20 protein-coding genes are annotated in these 21094 nt (G+C 32.7%); 13 read left to right on the forward strand and 7 right to left on the reverse strand.

Going from position 1 to position 21094, the window contains the following annotated elements; translation table 11 throughout:
* The first annotated feature begins 7 nt into the window (after positions 1-7).
* Positions 8-862, forward strand: coding sequence for a peptide chain release factor N(5)-glutamine methyltransferase (prmC, locus tag BC961_RS10860; RefSeq protein WP_121925880.1), 855 nt, complete (start codon positions 8-10; stop codon positions 860-862).
* 291 nt (positions 863-1153) lie between these two features.
* On the opposite strand, the gene BC961_RS10865 is transcribed toward prmC, so the two are convergent.
* The gene (locus BC961_RS10865) at positions 1154-2398 is read right to left on the reverse strand and encodes an ABC transporter permease (protein WP_170151311.1); all 1245 of its coding nucleotides are present in this window, start codon (positions 2396-2398) and stop codon (positions 1154-1156) included.
* A gap of 353 nt (positions 2399-2751) precedes the next feature.
* Here BC961_RS10865 and hisS point away from each other — a divergent pair, with 353 nt between their 5' ends.
* The 10 genes from hisS (at position 2752) to mtaB (ending at position 13488) form a co-directional block, all read left to right on the forward strand.
* Positions 2752-4122, forward strand: coding sequence for a histidine--tRNA ligase (hisS, locus tag BC961_RS10870; RefSeq protein WP_121925882.1), 1371 nt, complete (start codon positions 2752-2754; stop codon positions 4120-4122).
* A 294-nt stretch (positions 4123-4416) separates the two neighbouring features.
* Complete coding sequence (locus tag BC961_RS10875; RefSeq protein ID WP_121925883.1) at positions 4417-4998, forward strand: nucleotide exchange factor GrpE; 582 nt, start codon at positions 4417-4419, stop codon at positions 4996-4998.
* 57 nt (positions 4999-5055) lie between these two features.
* Positions 5056-6174: a molecular chaperone DnaJ gene (gene dnaJ / locus BC961_RS10880; RefSeq protein ID WP_121925884.1), complete on the forward strand. Its 1119-nt coding sequence runs from the start codon at positions 5056-5058 to the stop codon at positions 6172-6174.
* Between the two features lie 135 nt (positions 6175-6309).
* Entirely contained in the window at positions 6310-7233 is a 924-nt protein-coding gene (locus BC961_RS10885; RefSeq protein WP_121925885.1) for an ABC transporter ATP-binding protein, read from the forward strand.
* A gap of 55 nt (positions 7234-7288) precedes the next feature.
* The gene (locus BC961_RS10890; RefSeq protein ID WP_121925886.1) at positions 7289-8605 is read left to right on the forward strand and encodes an ABC transporter permease; all 1317 of its coding nucleotides are present in this window, start codon (positions 7289-7291) and stop codon (positions 8603-8605) included.
* A 220-nt stretch (positions 8606-8825) separates the two neighbouring features.
* The gene (locus tag BC961_RS10895; RefSeq protein ID WP_121925887.1) at positions 8826-9989 is read left to right on the forward strand and encodes a sigma-54-dependent transcriptional regulator; all 1164 of its coding nucleotides are present in this window, start codon (positions 8826-8828) and stop codon (positions 9987-9989) included.
* Positions 9990-10212: 223 nt separating this feature from the next.
* The gene (locus BC961_RS10900) at positions 10213-10917 is read left to right on the forward strand and encodes a DEAD/DEAH box helicase (protein ID WP_121925888.1); all 705 of its coding nucleotides are present in this window, start codon (positions 10213-10215) and stop codon (positions 10915-10917) included.
* A gap of 24 nt (positions 10918-10941) precedes the next feature.
* Positions 10942-11160 carry a DUF2007 domain-containing protein gene (locus tag BC961_RS10905; RefSeq protein ID WP_121925889.1) on the forward strand — a complete coding sequence of 73 codons (219 nt, stop codon included), beginning with the start codon at positions 10942-10944 and terminating at the stop codon, positions 11158-11160.
* Between the two features lie 29 nt (positions 11161-11189).
* Positions 11190-11993, forward strand: coding sequence for a Cof-type HAD-IIB family hydrolase (locus BC961_RS10910; RefSeq protein WP_121925890.1), 804 nt, complete (start codon positions 11190-11192; stop codon positions 11991-11993).
* A gap of 166 nt (positions 11994-12159) precedes the next feature.
* Positions 12160-13488, forward strand: a complete 1329-nt coding sequence (mtaB, locus tag BC961_RS10915) for a tRNA (N(6)-L-threonylcarbamoyladenosine(37)-C(2))-methylthiotransferase MtaB (RefSeq protein WP_121925891.1) — start codon at positions 12160-12162, stop codon at positions 13486-13488.
* A gap of 112 nt (positions 13489-13600) precedes the next feature.
* Here mtaB and BC961_RS10920 read toward each other — a convergent pair whose 3' ends face one another.
* Positions 13601-14317: a 3-ketoacyl-ACP reductase gene (locus BC961_RS10920; protein WP_121925892.1), complete on the reverse strand. Its 717-nt coding sequence runs from the start codon at positions 14315-14317 to the stop codon at positions 13601-13603.
* A 235-nt stretch (positions 14318-14552) separates the two neighbouring features.
* Between BC961_RS10920 and BC961_RS10925 the strand changes: the two genes are divergently transcribed.
* A complete protein-coding gene (locus BC961_RS10925) occupies positions 14553-15419 on the forward strand; it encodes a L,D-transpeptidase (RefSeq protein WP_121925893.1) in 867 nt (288 codons plus the stop codon).
* A gap of 103 nt (positions 15420-15522) precedes the next feature.
* On the opposite strand, the gene BC961_RS10930 is transcribed toward BC961_RS10925, so the two are convergent.
* From BC961_RS10930 to BC961_RS10950, 5 genes are all read right to left on the reverse strand, one after another.
* Positions 15523-15801, reverse strand: a complete 279-nt coding sequence (locus BC961_RS10930) for a DUF2805 domain-containing protein (RefSeq protein WP_121925894.1) — start codon at positions 15799-15801, stop codon at positions 15523-15525.
* 127 nt (positions 15802-15928) lie between these two features.
* Positions 15929-16747 carry a sterol desaturase family protein gene (locus BC961_RS10935; RefSeq protein WP_121925895.1) on the reverse strand — a complete coding sequence of 273 codons (819 nt, stop codon included), beginning with the start codon at positions 16745-16747 and terminating at the stop codon, positions 15929-15931.
* A gap of 46 nt (positions 16748-16793) precedes the next feature.
* Positions 16794-17402, reverse strand: coding sequence for an alpha-ketoglutarate-dependent dioxygenase AlkB family protein (locus BC961_RS10940; RefSeq protein WP_121925896.1), 609 nt, complete (start codon positions 17400-17402; stop codon positions 16794-16796).
* Positions 17403-17406: 4 nt separating this feature from the next.
* Complete coding sequence (locus BC961_RS10945) at positions 17407-17760, reverse strand: DoxX family protein (protein WP_121925897.1); 354 nt, start codon at positions 17758-17760, stop codon at positions 17407-17409.
* 64 nt (positions 17761-17824) lie between these two features.
* Positions 17825-18736: an EamA family transporter gene (locus BC961_RS10950; protein WP_121925898.1), complete on the reverse strand. Its 912-nt coding sequence runs from the start codon at positions 18734-18736 to the stop codon at positions 17825-17827.
* A gap of 239 nt (positions 18737-18975) precedes the next feature.
* On the opposite strand from BC961_RS10950, the gene BC961_RS10955 reads away from it, so the two are divergent.
* On the forward strand, positions 18976-21084 hold the full coding sequence (locus BC961_RS10955; RefSeq protein ID WP_121926126.1) for a TonB-dependent receptor domain-containing protein: 2109 nt from the start codon (positions 18976-18978) through the stop codon (positions 21082-21084).
* The last annotated feature ends 10 nt before the right edge of the window (positions 21085-21094 follow it).

The raw sequence follows: 21094 nt of genomic DNA on the forward strand, positions 1-21094 counted from the left end.
AATAAATATGAAAATTAAAGAATACAGGTCTTCTTTTATCCAACAACTAACACCCATTTTTGACGAAGGAGAAGCGGAAAGTTTTTTCTATTTAATCTTAGAAGAGAAGTACCAACTTAAAAGAATAGATCTTGCTTTACAACCTGATTTAGTTTTATCTGAGAATGAAATAAATAATTGGAATATAATTCTAGAGCAATTGAAAAAAGAAATTCCAGTGCAATATTTGTTAGGGAAAACTAGCTTTTACGGACTGGATTTCGAAGTTAATCCTAATGTCTTAATTCCGAGACAAGAAACGGAAGAATTAGTGCAGTGGATAATTGAAAGCTCTAATGTAAAAGCTAAAAGTCAAGGATTAAAAATCGTAGACATTGGTACTGGCAGTGGTTGCATTGCAATTTCTATTGCTAAAAATATTGCTGATTCTAAAGTTTTTGCCATTGATGTTTCTGAAAATGCTTTGGCCACAGCCCAAAAAAATGCAGAAATAAATAATGTAGTAGTTACTTTTTTAAATAAAAATATTCTAGAAACAACTGATTTAGAACAACAGTTTGATATCATAGTTTCAAATCCTCCGTACGTTCGAAATCTTGAAAAGCAAGAAATAAAGAAAAATGTTTTAGACAATGAGCCGCATTTAGCACTTTTTGTTGATGATAATGATGCCTTAATCTTTTATAAAAAAATAGCTCAATTAGCGCTATTAAACTTGTCTGAAAATGGAGCGCTCTATTTTGAAATTAATCAATATTTAGGTAAAGAAATGATTGAACTTCTTGAAGAGATGAATTTTAAAAATGTAGAATTACGAAAAGATATTTACGGTAATGATAGAATGATAAAAGGCACGAAGTGAGAGGCAAGTGTTATCAATTTAATGTTTTAGCTCTCCAACTTTGTCATTCTGACGAAGGAAGAATTTCTGTTTATTGCTCTCCTTTGATGAGAGTACTCCTCTTTTGGAATGAAAATAATAAATTTCTTAAAAATAAAAATAGTTCTTGTTGTAATTAAAATAAATACATAAAATAAGAGATAAAAATCACTAGATACAAGCAACAAAATATAAAGTCATTTCCTCTTTATTCTTTTCTCATTATTCTTTCCTTTTTATTCTTTGCTCTTTATTCTTTCCCCTTCGTCCCCTTTATTCATAACGTAACGCCTCGATAGGATCTAATACTGCTGCTTTAATTGCAGGGTATAATCCAGAAGCAATAGCAACAATGAAGCTAGTTATAAAAGCAGCCATAATTGCTCCCCAAGGAATGACAAATGCAAAATCCATTGCAGTCGCAATTCCGAAACCAATCAGAATTCCGAAAATGATTCCAACTAATCCACCTAATTGACCGATAAGCAAGGTTTCAATAAAAAACTGAATAGCAATGGTTGTTTTCTTAGCGCCTAATGCTTTTCGAACCCCAATTTCTCGAGTACGTTCTGTCACAGACACAATCATAATATTCATCAAAGCAATTGAAGATCCTAAAACGGTTATAATCCCAATAAGCCAAGATGCAAGTCCAAGATATTGTGTAATTCCTAGAATTCTATTAATCAAATCATCACTACGAACCACCCCAAAATTATTCTCCTTTATCGGACTTAATTTTCTAACTCTTCTCATTGTGCTCGTTGCATTATCTAAGGCTTGCTCAAGAAGTTCCTTTTTATCCACCATTACACTCACCGTATAATTAATGTTGGGCGCTGTAAATAATGATCGTGCAACTTGTATTGGAATTAAAACTCTCAAATCTTGATTATTACCAAAAGTGGATCCCTTTTCTTTCAAAACACCAATAACTTTAAATTTAGCACCTCTTATGGAAATTACCTTATCTATTGGATTTACATCCTTCAATAATCCTTTCTCAAAATCAGAACCTACAACACATACATAAGCATTGTTATCAATATCAAATCCAGTAAAATTTCTACCTAAACTTGTCTCCAAACCAGAATTTGACATGAAATATTCATCAACTCCTAGAATAGAGTTTTCAGGATCTGTTTTTATGGATTCAAATTTTACTTCTGCCGCTGAGGTAGCTGTAAAAGAAAGAGAAGTCTCTGTAAATGGATATTGGAATTTATTCTTGAAAGCAACTGCTTCAGGATACGATATAATTGGATTGATGATTTCACGCTCGTTTCCGCCACGATTTCGTGTCGTATTTTCGTATTGTTTAATATTAAAAGTATTCGCTCCCATTGATGCAAAATCAGTAGAAATAGTATTCTCAAGAGCCGAAACAACGGTCAAAATACTTACTAAAGCCGTAATTCCTATCGCAATAATCATCACAGTAAGTACGGTTCGCAGCAACTGCGTTCTTATAGAACCCAGAGCAATTCGGATATTTTCTTTAAATAATTTTAACATCATACAAGTTTGACACGAAAATACAATTTTTGTTACAATTTTTCTTCAGCTAGAATGTAATTTATTATAATCGTTATAATTGGGAGCTGTTTCCCGCTTTACATTACAATACAGCTGAAGAAAATAATTTGTTTTCAATTGACTAAAAGGAGCTTCCGCTGGTCGCTCTTTTAGGCAAGAAAACAATATTATTTTCTTCAGCTGTATTTTTACTTCAATCGGGGCTATGAGCTGGTAGATAAAATGATGAATTAAGTAATTGGAATAATTTAAAAAATAGGATATTTGCACCAAATCATATTCTGAAGTTTTTAGAAGCTTCACTTTTTGAAAATATAAAATTCAATACTCATAAAATGGCATCAAAACCGAGCATCCCAAAGGGAACTAGAGATTTTTCACCAACTGAGGTGGCAAAACGTCAGTATATCATTCAAATCATAAAAAGTAATTTCGAGAAATTCGGATTCCAACCCATAGAAACACCTTCATTCGAAAATTCCGATACCTTAATGGGAAAGTATGGAGAAGAAGGAGATCGATTGATTTTTAAAATTTTAAATTCAGGCGATTATTTGGGGAAAGCCAATTCAGCACATTTGGAAAATAAAGACAGTACAAAGCTAACGTCAAGCATTTCTGAAAAAGCCTTGCGTTATGACTTAACTGTTCCGTTTGCACGTTATGTGGTGCAGCATCAAAACGAAATCGAATTTCCTTTTAAAAGGTACCAAATCCAACCGGTTTGGCGTGCGGATCGTCCACAAAAAGGACGTTTCAGAGAGTTTTTTCAGTGTGACGCTGATGTAGTTGGCTCTAAATCGTTATGGCAGGAAGTGGAATTAGTGCAACTATATGATACTGTTTTTACAACTTTAGGATTAGAGGGCGTAACAATCAAAATCAACAATAGAAAAATCTTGTCTGGAATTGCTGAAGTTATTGGCGCTTCAGATAAATTGATTGATTTTACTGTTGCCCTAGACAAGTTGGATAAAATAGGCGAAGATGGTGTGAAAAAGGAAATGATAGAGAAAGGAATTGATGAAAATGCAATTTTAAAAGTACAGCCTCTGTTCAACTTTACAGGAAGTATTTCAGAAAAAATAGAAAAACTATCTTCCTTACTTTCCGCTTCTGATGAAGGGATGAAAGGAGTAGAGGAACTTCGTTTTATATGCGATAATGTTGCAAAACTCGGACTAACTAGCGCTACATTAGACTTAGATGTAACTTTGGCTAGAGGTCTAAATTATTACACGGGTGCTATTTTTGAAGTTGCTCCACCTAAATCAGTTGCAATGGGATCCATAGGTGGCGGTGGACGATACGACGATTTAACTGGTATATTTGGATTGAAAAATATGAGTGGAGTCGGAATTTCTTTTGGACTAGACCGCATTTATTTGGTTATTGAAGAGTTAAATTTATTTCCGGAAACAGTTACTGCAACTTCAAAAGCTTTGTTTATTAATTATGGCGATGCAGAAGCTTTTTATGCGATGCAAGCGATACAAAAGTTACGAGCTTCAGGAATAAAAGTAGAATTATATCCTGATAATGCTAAGGTAGCTAAGCAATTTCAGCATGCTGATAAAAGAGCAATTCCATTTGCAGTTATAATAGGAGATCAAGAAATAGATTCTAAATCCTACTCACTTAAAAATTTAGTAACTGGTGAGCAGATTTTAGTAGATTTCGAAAAATTGAAGGATGCCTTGCTGTAATATCTGACTAAAGAGTATAAAAAAAGCTTCGTTTTAATAAACGAAGCTTTTTTTTAAATATAATGGTGAATTAATAATTGTGTAGAATAAACACTGGAATTTTGACTAAATGAATTGGTCAAAAACTAACTTTTACAAAAATATAAAAACAAGGTATAGATAGTCTTAAAATAATCTTAAAATTTACTTTAATTAACCGTCTTACTTCCTAAAAAGTCAAAATTCTAAAAAGATGACAATTTGACATTTTAAAACAATTGGCAGTACTTTTGCAATCCATGGAAAAGATTAACCATGAAGTTTAAGAATTTTTTTAAAAATACAAGTAATATGACTACTGAAAATACAGAAATCGATCAAGAATTAGAGGAGACAACATTAGATAATACTAATGCTGGTGAGGAGCAAGTTGTTGTTGAAGAATTAAGCTTAGAAGAGCAATTAACTCAAGACTTAGCGAAAGAGAAAGATAAATATTTACGATTATTTGCTGAATTTGAAAATTACAAACGAAGAACTACTAAAGAACGTATTGAGTTGTTCAAAACGGCTAATCAAGAAGTGCTATTAGCATTGTTACCAATCTTAGACGATTTTGACAGAGCAATTACTGAAATTAGCAAAACTGATGACGGACCTTTATTAGAAGGTGTAGCGCTTATTAATGAGAAATTAAAAACGACTTTAGTATCTAAAGGTTTAGAGCAAGTTGATGTGAAAGCTGGAGATGCATTTGATGCTGACTTTGCTGAAGCAATTACTCAAATTCCTGCTCCATCTGAAAAGATGAAAGGTAAAATTGTTGATGTTCTTGAAAAAGGATATAAGTTAGGAGACAAAATTATTCGTTTCCCAAAAGTTGTTATAGGTCAGTAATTCGTCAATTTAGAGTCGTAGATAGGTACGTCTTTACGTTTGCAAGAAAATATAAAAATGAAAAAAGATTTTTACGAAATTTTAGGCATTACAAAAAGTGCTGATGCTGGCGAAATTAAAAAAGCATATAGAAAGCAAGCTATAGCGCATCACCCTGACAAAAATCCTGGAGACAAATCGGCAGAGGAAAAATTTAAATTAGCCGCTGAAGCTTATGAAGTTTTAAGCGATCCTCAGAAAAAAGCGAAATATGATCAATATGGTCATCAAGCTTTTGATGGTTCTGGTGGTTTTGGTGGCGGCGGTGGTCATGGAGGCATGAACATGGACGATATCTTTAGTCAGTTCGGTGATATTTTCGGAGGCGGTTTTGGCGGCTTCGGAGGTGGCGGCGGAGGCGGTGTTCGTCGTGCTAAAGGAAGTAATCTTCGTATAAAAGTAAAATTAACGCTTGAAGAAATTGCTAATGGCGTTGAGAAAAAAGTTAAAGTAAAACGTAAAGTACAAGCACCTGGTGTGAGTTATAAAACGTGTTCTACTTGTAATGGCCAAGGGCAAGTGATGCGTGTAACTAATACTATTTTAGGTCGTATGCAATCAGCTTCTACATGTCCTACTTGTAGTGGTTCAGGTCAAATATTAGATAAAAAGCCAGCAAACGCTGATTCTCAAGGAATGATTCTTGAAGATGAAACGGTTTCTATTAAAATACCTGCTGGGGTTGTTGATGGAATGCAATTGAAAGTTTCAAGCAAAGGAAATGATGCACCAGGAAACAGTATTCCAGGTGATTTAATTGTTGCTATAGAAGAATTAGAACATGAATTCTTGAAACGTGAAGGAGAGAATTTACACTATGATTTATATATCAGTTTTGCTGAAGCAGTTCTTGGTATTTCTAAGGATATCGAAGCTATCAACGGTAAGGTTCGAATTAAGTTAGAAGAAGGAATTCAGTCTGGTAAAATTCTTAGATTAAAAGGAAAAGGAATTCCTAGTATTAATGGTTACGGCAATGGAGATTTACTAGTTCATGTAAATGTTTGGACGCCTAAGACATTAAATAAAGAGCAAAAACAATTTTTTGAAAATGCTTTAACGGATGATAATTTTATTCCAAATCCAGAGAAAACAGACAAATCATTTTTTGAGAAAGTAAAAGATATGTTTTCATAGATAGCTCTGCAAATTATTGTATTGCTGTTATTATACTAAAACCCATCCTTAATTAAATAAGGATGGGTTTTTTGTGTCATAATCATAAGTATTTCGGCAGTAATTATTTACTTTTACAGCAATTAAAAATAAAGCATGAGTAATATACTTGAGGTTAATAAAGTAGTAAAGCGCTATGGCGATTATGTAGCACTTAATGAAGTTACATTAGCTGTCCCTAAAGGAAGTATCTACGGACTTTTAGGTCCAAACGGTGCAGGAAAAACTTCCCTTATCCGAATTATAAACCAAATTACCTTGCCAGATAGTGGCCAAATTTTATTAGATGGTGAAAAGTTGCAACCCAAGCATGTACAATATATAGGATATCTTCCAGAAGAAAGGGGATTGTATAATACTATGAAAGTAGGAGAGCAATGTTTGTATTTAGCGCAAATGAAAGGACTTTCAAAAGCTGAAGCTAAAAAACAACTTGAATATTGGTTCGATAGATTAGAAATTCAAGGTTGGTGGAATAAAAAAATCCAAGAATTATCTAAAGGAATGGCGCAAAAAATTCAATTTGTCGTTTGTGTTCTCCACAAGCCAAAATTGTTGATTTTTGACGAGCCCTTTTCTGGTTTTGATCCAGTGAATGCAAATATTATAAAAGATGAAATATTAAAACTTCGTGAAGATGGAGCTACTATTATTTTCTCTACACACCGTATGGAAAGCGTCGAGGAACTTTGTGATCATATCGCATTAATCCATAAGTCAAATAAGTTGATTGAAGGAAAGCTAAATGATGTAAAAAGAAAATTCAAAACGAATAGTTATGAAGTTGGAATTTTATCAGATAATGTGGAAGGATTAATGTATGACATCACGCAAAAATTCACAGTTAGACCAGCTAATTTTAAATCTTTAAATGATTCTTTAAAGTTGGAAATCCAATTAGGAAATGCATCTCCTAACGATTTGCTAAGTTTGTTAACTAAAAGAGGTCAAGTGAATCACTTTGTAGAAAAAATACCAACAGTCAACGACATTTTCATCCAAACTGTTAGCGATAAATAAACCTTACTATTGTGATTTTAAGTCTAAAATCATTAATCTAAAATCATACATATAAATGAGCATAATTTCATTAATCATAAAAAGAGAATTTATTTCGAAAGTTCGCAATAAATCTTTTATAGTTATGACTTTCTTAAGTCCGTTACTGTTTGTTGCGTTAGCAGGTTTTGTGGGCTATTTGAGTTCGATGAAAGCAGATACAAAACAAATTGCCATTCACGATGAATCGGGATTATTTGTAAAAGAGTTTACGTCTAAGAATAAAAAAGACGCCGATTATAAATACCTAGATTTATCGCTAGTCGATTTGCAGTATTTGAAGGATAGTATTACTAATGAAAGTTACGAAGGGCTTTTATATATTCCAAAATCAACTAACTCAAAAGAATTAGAAAATAGTATTCAGTTCATTTCAAACGATAGTCCAAGTATTTCTTTTACGCAGAAAATTCAAAACATCATCGAAGCTAAATTGACAAAGACTAATCTTGTTAATGCAAATTTAGATACTTTAGTCATAAATAAAGCGCAAGCAAATGTCAATATTAACTTGACTAAAGCTTCTGGAGAAGAAAGTGTTAAAGGACTCAATGAGATCAAAATCGGAATTGGTGGCGCATTTGGTTATTTGATTATGATGTTTATCATCATTTACGGTAACATGGTAATGCGCAGTGTAATAGAGGAAAAAACAAGCAGAATTGTAGAGATTATTATTTCTTCGGTGAAACCATTCCAGTTAATGATTGGGAAAATTATCGGAACATCGTTAGCAGGTTTGCTACAATTCTTTATTTGGGCAGCAATTGGTTTGTTATTAATGTTTGCGGCTTCTGCATTTTTTGGTGTAAATGTTGGTCCAACAGCCCGAATATCACCTGAGTTAATGGATGCAGCTCAACAGGAAATGGCTGGCACAGTCCAAATGTATATCAAGGAATTATGGAATTTACCTATTGCTAGTATTTTAATTGGTTTTGTAGTTTATTTCATTGGCGGTTACTTTCTTTACAGTTCATTTTATGCTGCCATTGGTGCCGCGGTTGACAATCAAACCGATTCGCAACAGTTTTTATTACCTATTATGATGCCGCTAATATTAGCCGTTTATATCGGTTTTTTCACCGTTATCAATGATCCACACGGCACAGTCGCAGTGATTTTTTCAATGATTCCGTTGACTTCACCTATTGTAATGCTTATGCGAATTCCGTTTGGCGTACCTTTGTGGCAAATCGCAATTTCAGTAACACTGTTATTTGCTAGCTTTTTTGCTGTAGTTTGGTTTGCAGCAAAAATATACAGAATAGGAATCTTGATGTATGGTAAAAAACCAAGTTGGATGGAATTATACAAATGGTTGAAATATTAAAATCCCAATTATTTGAGTTTCCACAAAAAAATAATTAATTTTAAGGAGCTATTTCCCGATTTACATTACAATCTTTTATTACTCGCTAGGGCGAATTATATAAGGATTTTCATTTCAATCGGGGCTAGGGCATATTATTTGCAAATTGATATAAGGTTTTAAGACAAAATCGAAATTATAAGCCAAAGTAAATTTTAAGCCATTAAAAAAAAGTAAAAACATGCCGAAAATATTAATAATAGAAGACGAAGCTGCAATACGTAGAGTTTTAAATAAAATTCTTTCTGAAGAAAATGATACCTATCAAGTAGAAGAAGCAGAAGATGGTTTAATAGGTTTTGAGAAAATAAAAAATAACGATTACGATCTTGTTTTATGTGATATCAAAATGCCTAAAATGGACGGTGTTGAGGTTCTAGAAGCAGTAAAGAAAATCAAACCTGAAATCCCTATGGTTATGATTTCTGGTCACGGTGATATGGAAACTGCAATAAATACAATGCGTTTAGGTGCTTTTGATTATATATCAAAACCACCAGATTTAAACCGTTTATTGAATACAGTTCGAAATGCTTTAGACAAAAAACAACTCGTAGTAGAGAACAAAATCTTAAAGAAAAAGGTTAGTAAAAACTACGAAATGATTGGCGAAAGCGAAGCTATTAATCATATTAAAGTAATGATTGATAAAGTAGCAGAAACGGAAGCTAGAGTTCTTATAACGGGTCCAAATGGAACTGGTAAAGAATTAGTTGCGCATCAGTTACACGAAAAAAGTGTGCGCGCTAATTTTCCTTTAATCGAAGTAAATTGTGCTGCTATTCCGTCAGAATTAATAGAAAGTGAATTGTTTGGTCATGTAAAAGGAGCTTTTACATCAGCGGTGAAAGATCGTGCTGGAAAATTTGAAGCAGCAGATAAAGGAACTATTTTCTTAGATGAAATTGGTGATATGAGCCTTTCAGCTCAAGCTAAAGTGTTACGAGCTCTACAAGAAAGCATGATTACTAGAGTAGGAGCAGATAAAGATATAAAAGTCGATGTACGAGTAGTTGCGGCTACTAATAAAGATTTAAAAGTGGAAATTGCGGAAGGTCGTTTCCGTGAGGATTTGTACCATCGATTAGCAGTGATACTAATAAAAGTTCCTGCTTTAAATGAAAGACGTGATGATATTCCAATGTTGATTAGTCACTTTGCAAATAAAATCGCTACTGAACAAGGAAATGCAGTGAAGAAGTTTTCAGCGGCAGCTATAAACCTATTGCAAGCATATGACTGGACAGGAAACATTCGTGAACTGCGAAATGTAGTCGAACGATTAATTATTCTTGGAGGAACAGAAATCTCAGAGAATGATGTAAAGTTGTTTGCTAGTAAATAGATTTTCTTTTCAGCGGTAACATTTATGATAAAATTTAAAAACGCTGCCATCGTATTAATAATGCTTCTTGTATTATTTTTAGGATTTAAACTTTTTAGATTTTTTCAAATCGATAGTTGTTTAGATGCCGAGTTAAAATGGGATTATGAAAAAAACGAGTGTGTTACTTAATTTAAAGAGTTCCATTCGAATAAATATTGAATAAGCTTTAAGCTATAGAAAAATGAAATTAAAAAAAATAAACGAAAAGCTACAAGAAGCTTTAATTGAGAATGGTTTAACTGAAGCTAATGAGCTGCAGCAGGAAACGTTCTCGACGATAAAAAGTGGTGCAGACTGTCTAATTATCTCTGAAGCAGGAAGTGGAAAAACTACTACAATTGTTCTGAATGTTATTCAGCAATTAGCTAAAGAGACGGAAGAGTCACCACGCGCTTTAATCATTGTAGAAGATAAAGCAAAGGTTTTAGAAATGGAAGCGCTTTTTGAAAAATACGGCAAGCATACCGAGCTACAAGTTTATGGAGTGCACGACAAAGGAGATATGGAGTACGACAAAAATTATATTTCTACAGGAGTAGACGTATTGATTGGTACACCAAATAAATTAAACGATATGTTCACTACAGCAGGTTTTAATGTGAACCGTTTAAAAATGTTTATTGTAGATGATCCAGATCCTATGTTGAAATTGCGCCATGAAACTAAAATTATGCGTCTTTCAAATAGTATTAGTAAAACGCAAAGAATTGTTTTTGCTAATCAGATCACAGAAAGAATAGAGATTTTAATTGAAAAAATGTTGGTTGAACCTTTCATTTTTGAAATGGATGAAGAGGATGAAGATGAAGATGATGAAGACGAAGAAATTCAAGACGAGGATAAAGACGACATTGTTGACGAATCTGATTTAGAAGAAAAGAATTAGTACTAATAAATAAAAAACAATATCATGGGATTAATGAAAGTATTTTCAGGAAGCGAAATTCTTGCTATGGCTCTACAAGAAAAAATTGAAGCAATAGGTGTAGATGTTGTAGCTAAAAATAATATACAATCTGCTCGATTGGGTGGTTTTGGAAATTCAGATTTAGCAGTAGAATTATTTGTTCAAGAAACAGAATTTGCAAAAGTAAATCCAGTAATTGAAGAGTTTAGAATGAGTATCTAAACTCAAATTTTAATTGCTAAAAGAATTAAATGAAATATAAAATGCTGGTACTGGACATGGATGATACCTTGTTGACAGATGACCATAAAATTTCAGATGAGAATAAAGAGATGCTTTTTAAAGCTCAAGAGTTAGGTGTTTACGTTGTTTTGGCTTCTGGTAGACCTACTTTAGCAATGATTAATTTCGCTAAGGAATTAAAATTAGATCAAAATAATTCTTACATGCTGTCTTTTAACGGTGCAGTCGTTACTGACTTGAAGGAAGATAAAGTGCTGTTTGAACAAACTCTGACGCAACAACAAATTCATGAATTGTATGATTACAGTGTAGCAAGCAAAACACATATCATTACTTATATTGATGGTAAAATTGTCAGCGAAACGGATTCAGAATATATAGCAATTGAAAAAAATATAACAGGATTACAACATAATAAAGTTCCTAATTTTAAGCAAGCGGTTACTTCATCGGCAGTAAAATGCATATTATTAGAGGAACCGAGTTATCTGAAAAAGGTTGAAACCGACCTAAAATTAGCGATGCCTCATTTGAGTGTTTCTATGTCAAAGCCATTTTTCTTAGAAGTGGCACCAAACGGAATTGATAAAGCGGCGAGTGTAAAATTTCTAGCAGATAGATTAAATATTCTTCAAAGTGAAATTATCGCTGTTGGCAATGCTGGTAACGATTTATCGATGATTGAATATGCAGGACTAGGAGTTTGGGTTGATAATGTTGATTCAGATTTAAGACATATTGCTGATGTTATTGTTGCCTCAAATAATAATCATGGAGTTGCTGAAGTAGTGAGAAGATTTATATTGAATTGAGAATGTATTCAAAATAACTTATAATCCGATATTTATTCTATAAAGTAGTCTAAGTATCGGATTTCCTTATTAATAAATATTGCACTGCTTCGATTTAGTGGATTATAGTTTGTAAATTTGCACACTTAAATTTTTTGACAACGATTTCATTAGTTTAAGAGTTATTATGGAAAATAGAAAAAAAGTTGCTTTTTATACGCTGGGTTGCAAATTAAACTTTTCAGAAACATCAACTATTGCGCGCTCTATTGAGGATGAAGGATTTGACCGTGTAGATTTTGAAGAAGTTGCTGATATGTATGTGATAAACACATGTTCAGTTACTGAAAACGCAGATAAACAATTCAAGCAGATTGTAAAGAAAGCAATGAAATTAAATAACAAAGCTTTTGTTGCTGCAGTAGGTTGTTACGCCCAACTAAAACCTGAGGAATTAGCTGCTGTTGACGGTGTGGATCTAGTTCTGGGTGCCACTGAAAAATTTAAAATTACTGATTACATTAATGATTTGTCCAAGAATGATATGGGCGAAGTACATTCTTGCGAAATTTCAGAAGCTGACTTTTATGTAGGAAGTTATTCCATTGGTGATAGAACTCGTGCATTTTTAAAAGTGCAAGATGGATGTGATTATAAATGTACCTATTGCACCATTCCATTAGCAAGAGGAATTTCTAGAAGTGATGAATTACAAAATGTGTTGAAAAACGCTAAAGACATTTCTGATCAAAATATAAAGGAAATTGTTCTTACAGGAGTAAATATTGGAGATTACGGAAAAGGAGAGTTTGGTAATAAAAAACACGAGCATACTTTTCTTGAGTTAGTGCAGGAATTAGACAAAGTAGAAGGAATTGAACGTTTGCGAATTTCTTCTATAGAACCGAACTTATTAAAAAACGAAACCATTGAATTTGTATCAAAAAGTAGAACTTTTGTACCTCATTTTCATATTCCTTTACAATCAGGCAGCAATGCTATTTTAAAGTTGATGAAGCGTCGTTATCTGCGCGAAATTTATACTGAGCGAGTAAATAAGATACGTGAAGTTATGCCACATGCCTGCATTGGAGTGGATGTAATTGTTGGTTTTCCTGGCGAGACTGATGAACACTTTTTAGAGACTTACAATTTCTTGAACGAAATGGATATTTCCTACTTACATGTTTTTACATATTCAGAAAGAGACAATACAGAAGCTGCTACAATGGAAGGAATTGTTCCCGCTAATGTTCGTGCAAAGAGAAGTAAAATGATGCGTGGATTATCAGTTAAAAAACGTCGTGCATTTTATGAAAGCCAATTAGGAAGTAATAGAACAGTGCTTTTTGAAAGCGAAAATAAAGAAGGATATATTCACGGGTTTACCGAAAATTACGTAAAAGTAAAAACACCATGGAACCCAGAATTAGTGAATACATTACATGAAATCAATCTGACTAAAATTGATGAAGATGGAAGTGTTAGAATGGAATTTATTTCAGCCTTAATTTAAATCCTATTCTCGGTCATCTTCAAAAGAAGTTTGGTTATTATGAAAAATTAAAATATAAAAACAACAAAACCCCTTTTTTATGAGGGGTTTTGTTGTTTAGGAGGTAATGTAATTATGGATTAGTAGACCAAATACTGCTATTTTTAATAAATACTCTTCTGTTTAATTTCAACTGCGCGATAATTAACTCCGCCATATCTTCAGCTTGCATTACTTTATCTGGATTACCATCAGTAAGATTTAATTCCTTAGCCATGTTTGTAGCAACTGTACTTGGCGTCAATGCGGTAACACGTATGTTGTATTTGCGCACTTCTTGCATCAACGAGTCAGTCAATCCTAAAACTGCAAATTTAGATGCGCTATACGCACTAGTCATTGCGTTTCCATTAAGTCCTGCAGTTGACGAAATATTAATGATATCACCCACTTGTCTTTCAATCATATTAGGTAATACTGCACGCGTTACATAATAAGTTCCCATTAAATTTATCTTGATAATATTTTCCCAAGCTGCTGGTTCTAATTCTAAGAATTTGCCAAAGGCAGCAATTCCTGCATTATTAATTAGAATATCAATTGTTTTAAACTCAGTTAAAGCTTGCTCCACAGCCGAATTCACTGAATCTATATCAGCAACATCAGCTATTACAGTAAGAGACTTTACACCTAATGCATTCACTTCTTTTGCTACTTCATCTAAATCAGATTGTGTTCTCGACATTAAAATTACATTAACGCCTTCTTTCGCTAATGCAAGCGCTACTGCTTTACCAATTCCTTTTCCAGCGCCTGTTATAAGGGCATTTTTATTTTTTAAATCGTTCATTTTGATAGTTTTTGTACTGTGATTAGCAAAGTTAAAACATTAGATTTTTTAATTGACTTTAAAAAAGTAAAATGGCATACTATTAACATTTGTATAAAGTGACCGAAGTTAGTGATTTTGTTAGGTATGAATTAGACAAGAAAAGGTATTAATTGTGTAATGTTTTATCTGTGTAAATAGCTCATTTTTGTAAAATCAAAGTTTTAATTTTATAGTAACAAAAAGAATATCGATTATGAAAAAAATAGCCCTTCTTCTAACATTTAGCACGGCGCTTTTAATATTTTCTTGTAAACAACAAGAAAAAACGGACTCTACAGTAGAAACTGTTCCTGTTAAAGAAAGAAACGAACCTAAAAATAGATCATTCCATTTAGAAAGTGCTAAAGAGTGGTTAGCAAAAAACAGCAGTGACAGCACTAATTTTAATATTGCTTATGCTGTCAATAGAACTGATGCTGCCAATTTTAGAAAAATGGATTCAGTTGTTATTCCAGATGATATGACTGGAGACATCGAGTTTTATTTACCATTTCCAGTATCTGTGCCAGCATTAAAAGAAATCAATAAAATTGTTTTCTTCTCGTATCCTACGCAAACATTTGCGGCTTATGAAAAAGGGGAATTGATTTATACTGGTCCTACTAATATGGGGAGAGAAAAAGATAAAACTCCAACGGGACTGTTTTTTACAAACTGGAAAGCGGAGGAAACAACAAGTACTTTTGACGATGAGTGGGAACTTCGTTGGAACTTTAATATTGAAAACAAATTGGGTGTAGGATGGCATCAATATACATTACCTGGTTATCCAGCTTCTCACTCTTGTTTGAGATTGCAAGAAAAAGATGCACGTAAATTATATGAATGGGCTGAGCAATGGGAATTAGCAAATCCTGAAACTGTGAAAGTAAAAGGTACACCAGTGATAGTTTTTGGTGCTTATGATTTTAAAGCTCCTAAACCTTGGTTAAAATTAGTAAAGGATGCTAATGCATTAGTTATTACTGAAAGTGAAATTGAAAGTGCAACCGCTCCTTTTATGCAAAGTATTTTAAAAGAACAGAAAGTAAGACAAGATTTTCAAAAAGTCGAAAAATAATATTTAAATTGGTTTATTAAAAAATCCAATCTCTGAAGTAAAATTCAAAGATTGGATTTTTTTATTTAAATAAAAAAACTCCTGTAGTACGGGAGTTATAAAACTAGTCTAGTTTATTTTTTATATAATATTTACCGTCCAAATCTTCGTCAAAATCATCAATTTTAACTGGTTTTGGTTTTGGTTTATTTGCCACTGCTTTTTTTCTCCACATTTCGAATTTTTCTGCTGGCATCTTCTTTTTCATGATTTCCAGAATTTCTTTTTCGGCCAGACCAAATTCTTTTTTTATAGTTTCAAAAGGATTCTTTTCTTCTAAAGCCATTGTAACAAGTTTTTCTGTTTGCTCCCAGTTCAATTCTTTTCGGTTACTCTTTTTCATCACGTGAAAATTAATTCAAATAAGTTGTTAATGATTAATAAATTACATTTCTAATTTGGTACCAATATTAAGAAAAATTTACTTAGATTTTATCAAAAGATCTGTTTTTTTATACAATTTCGTTTATTTATTTAATTGGCTGTTTTTGAAAAGGTATTTTCAATAAATTTTTTAAGTCATTGTGCTGCTTTGCGTTGGGATGCGTGTCTATTCCATACACGATTTCCTCGTTAGGTAATTTCATAAAAGTGCCAAACAAGCGATCCCAAATAGAAAATATATTTCCATAATTACTATCGGTGTAGGGCAAAACGTGATGATGATGTACTTTATGCATGTCTGGTGAAACGATAATATAACTTAAAAGCGTGTCTAATTTTTTTGGTAGTGAGATATTAGCGTGGTTAAATTGTGTCGCAATTACAGATAAAGTTTGGTAAAGAAACACCATCCACATCGGTGTTCCAATAATTAAAACTCCTAATGCTGTAAATGTAAATCGAATAATACTTTCCCCAGGATGGTGTCTATTGGCCGTTGTAGTGTCAATCCAAGTATCAGTATGATGAATAAGGTGGAAGCGCCATAAAACCTTCACTTTGTGCTCCACTAAATGAACCAAGTAAGCTCCAATTAAATCGAGTAAAAGTAGTCCCACAAGCGCATAAAGCCAAATCGACATTTCAGGAAGCCACTGCAAGATGCCAAAATTATTGGAAATAGTCCAATCTGCTGTTTTTAATAAAATAAAAGCCAAGAAAAAATTAACTATGATAGTAGTTCCCGTCAAGAAAATATTTATTCCTGCGTGATGCCATTTCTTATAATTAAATTTAAAGAGTGGAAAGGCATTTTCGATTAGCCAAAATATGGTAATTCCACTCACTAGGATTAGACTTCTATGAGAGGAGGATATTGTAGAAAAATATGAAATGATATCATTCATGAATAAAAGTACTAATATCAAATATAATAAATTTTGAATACAAATATTACTTTATAAGTCTGAACGTGAGGTTTATTCGGGATTCAATAGGCTTCGCCGTTTTGGGAATTTGATGTTTCCAGAAATGTTGAGTTGTTCCTTTCATCAGCAGTAAACTACCATGTTGCAAAACAATACTTCTTTTTTGCTCTTTGTCAGTATTGTGTTTTAACTGGAAAACACGTTCAGCACCAAAACTTACCGATGCAATTGTTGGATTTATACCTAATTCTTTTTCGTTATCAGCATGCCAGCCATTACTGTCTTTGCCATTGCGATAATAATTAAGTAAGACAGTACTAAATTCATTTTTGGAAACATTTTCAACTGCTGTTTTTATCTTTTGCAAAAGCAAATTCCATGGATGAGGTTGCATTTTAATATTGGAATAGGAATAGTTCAGACCTTCATTTCCATACAAAGCGGTTAGTCGCGGTTGTGGGTGAACCTTGCCATAAACTCTAATTTGATCCTGCTGCCACAAAACATCTTTTTGTAATTCAGCAAACATTAAATTGGCAGATGTTTTATCGAAAAATTCAGGATAGTAAATTATGTCAGCATCAGCTAATCCTAGAAATAAAGGTTCTTGTGAGGATTCGAATAATGAACTCATTGGTCTACGTATATTGATAAGCCCAGTAGATTAAAGCTATCTGTAAAGGCATTCGCAAAAGTAAAACCCATTTTGGCAATCCCATTCGAGCTTTTTCGTCAAAATACATATAAATGTGTGCTGGAAAAATTGCAATCAACAAAGCGATCACTCCCCATGCAGCATAATTAGAAACGGCAGGAATGCATAATCCAATGCCTAATAGTATCTCGGCAACTCCACTTATCGCATTTAACGCTTTTGGATTTGGGAAATAGGGCGGAATAATTTTGATATAAAGACGAGGATTTCTAAAATGATTGATTCCTGCGATTACATAGATAAACGCCATCACATATATATGCCAATGTAATTCCATACTAAATTTGTTTCTTACGAATTTATGAAAAAATCAATGACTTCAATTGTGTTTTTTTAAAGTTTTAATGGGTATTTGCTGAAACTCCTTTTCTGAAATTAACATTCATGATTACTATAGCAACTATAATTAATAGAATTCCAAACCATTGTAGCGGTTCTACATTTTCATTTAGTAGAGTGTAAGCCATCATTACTGAAACCGGAAGCTCTAATGCTGATACAATACTTCCCAGTCCAATACCAGTCAGTGGAAAGCCTGCATTTAAAAGCATAGGTGGAATAATAGTTCCAAAAAGAGCCATAATAATTCCCCACTTAATAAAAATATCATAGTTGAACGGAGTAACTTGTGTAAACAAAGCAAAAGTAAAAACAATTACTGCACCTCCTAAAATCATATATAGACTGCGCTGTGCAGAGGAAATATTAACTGCGACACGATTTGCTGTAAACATAGTGGTCGTGAATGAGGCTGCCGCCAAAAAGCCCCACATAATTCCGCGCCAATCCAGTTGAACCTCGTTATTAATCAGATTAGTTGCAAGTGCCGTTCCAATTAAAACAATAACCACTGAAACTATTTTTTGTGTCGAAGGGATTTTTTTCTCTAAAATCATTTCTAACAAAACTCCCATCCAAACCGTTTGCATCAGTAAGACAATACCAATTGATACGGGAATGTATTTAACAGCCAAATAATAAAAAAGACTGGTCGTTCCTAATGAAGTTCCTGCCAACATTAAATGAACAATATTCTTTTTTGTAGCTTTTATTGCTGTGTTTTTATTTTTTACCTTTTGAAATAGATTCAAAATAAATATCCCAATAATCCCATATATAAATTGCGAAGTAGTTACTTCGGCAGTTGTAAACCCTTCGCCATAAGCTATTTTTACAAAAGTAGCTAGCATTCCGTAGCTCGTTGCTCCTATGGCAACTAAGAAAACTCCTTTTAATACGCTGTTCTTTGTCATTTTTTTAAATTTTAAAAAGCGGGCAAAGATAGGCTTTAGTTACAAGGTAAGCGTGATTAATCCTTAGTTTATATCCTGCAACTACAATTCTATTTTAAATTCTTACTAAAAATAGCACGCCAATTATACTAAAACAACTGAAGCAATTATTAGCAAAGTTGTATTTCATTAATAATAAGCTGTTTTAAATGTAACAATTAGTCCTAACAAGAGTCTATATAGGTAGTAAAACTCAAATGATGAAAAATAATTTCTTTTTAGTCCTATTTCTTTTAGGAGGTCTTTTTACAATAACAGCTCAAGAAACGCCTGCAAAAGCAGTAGAGTTAAACGAAGTATCTATCGTGAAAGTCAAAAAAGCTGTAGAACAAAAAGCAGACCGTACCATATTTGATTTTGCAAATCAACCTAGTTTGAACTCCGGTTCTGTGTTAGAAGGAATTAAAAAGTTACCCGGTCTTATCGCTTCTGATATTGCAGGAATGATGTATCAAGGGAAGCAACTAGATGTTTATTTAGATGGAAGACCATTGAACATTACTACAAATGAACTAAATTCATTTCTAGAAGGAATGCCAGCAAATGCGATTGAAAAAATCGAAATTATAACGCAACCAGGTGCTGAATTTCCAGCAACTTCAGGTGGCGCGATTATGAATATTATTACTAATGCAAACGCTAAAAAATATTTGAGTGCTACTTATACTAATAGCACTAATGTAACGAGTTACGATCGCTTAAGATGGCGCGTAAATAATAGTTTACTGTTGAGTGCTAAAAATAAATATTTTGGTTGGCAGCTAAATCTAGGTCAAAGTTATTATGAGAGCACTTTATTTACTTCATTGACCAAAAATGAGAATAATGCAAGCTCAATACTTTCTGCTACAAATGCTGATCGAATAGGAAGAACTAATTTTGTAAAGTCAGCTTTGACTTTTGACTTAGGCAAAGATCGCTTGTTGCTTAACTATGATTTGAACTATAGTAATAATAGCAGTAACACCATAGGAAATGGAGTTGGTTTTACTACAAATGATGATTCATTTACAGACGGTTTACGTCAAGATTTTGTTGTAACGTACCAAAAAAAGTTTGATGATAAGGCAAAGAAATTAGAATTTAAGTTCAATTTTAAAGACAGTCAAAATGACTTTATACTAAACTCAAGAATTAACAATACTTCTATATTAGATAACGCATCTGATCAGAAATTATACAATGCCAAGGTTGATTATTCACAACCAATCGCATTTTCTGATGAAGGGAAATTAAGTTTCGGCGCTCTGTACGAATCGCTACTTTTTGAAGCTCAAAATATGAATGTTGTTAATTTGGATTATCAACGACAAACTATCGCCGCTTATGGTGAATTACAAACTAAATTTAAAAAATTTAATTTTATTGTTGGTGGTAGAGCAGAAGATTATAACATCAGTGGAAAAACAAATACCGCTGCATTAATTCCTTTTAAACAGTTTCGTTTTTTTCCAAATGCAAGCGCGCAATATAACTTTGATGATGCTATTTATTTTAATGTTAACTATAATAAGAAAATTAGTTTACCTAGCACAACTTCTTTAAATCCAAATAATACGAACTATCAAAATCCAAATGTAGATTACACTGGAAACCCGAATTTACAGCCTACTATTTTCGATAACTACGAAGTTAAATTAAGTGCTTTTGATTACGCATTTATTGGATATAATGTGAGTTCTGCTAAAAACCAGGTGGTAAATAGAGTTTTATTGACAAACGACGTTGTTGTTAATACTAGTGTGAATGTACCAGAAATCAAGGTTCATAACTTTAATATTGGAATGCCTATTCCTTATATGTTGTTTACGGAAGGACTGAAAGAAACTATGAAAATGAATGTTAATCCTGATACAATGAACTTTCTATATGTTTATACAGCATATCAATATCACCAAATTCCAGATATAAAAACCAATGGTTTCTGGATGTTTAATTTGATGTCACAAATTGTATTACCAAAAGAAATTAAGTTTATTGCCAACTTCAATTATATGTTTCCAAAAGGGAATTATTTCTATTTTATTGTAGAAAAACCAATGAGAAATACAGTTGATTTAACCTTTTCAAAAAAGTTTTTCAAAGGACAAGTTTCGCTATCTGTTAGTGCTGATGATATTTTCAATTCTAATCGCACCGTTGTAAGTTCATACAACACGCCTTTACTATTATCTAATAAAAGTGATTCGCGTCGTTTTGGATTTAGTGTAAATTATAAAATTCCAACTAAAAATAAGTTAGCGAAAGAAGATCCAAGTTTACTAAACAAAGAAAAGAAAGAAGAGAGCGAAGGAACATTGAATCAGTAATTTTTATTTA

It is taken from the genome of Flavobacterium weaverense, assembly GCF_003688495.1.
Lineage (GTDB): Bacteria > Bacteroidota > Bacteroidia > Flavobacteriales > Flavobacteriaceae > Flavobacterium > Flavobacterium weaverense.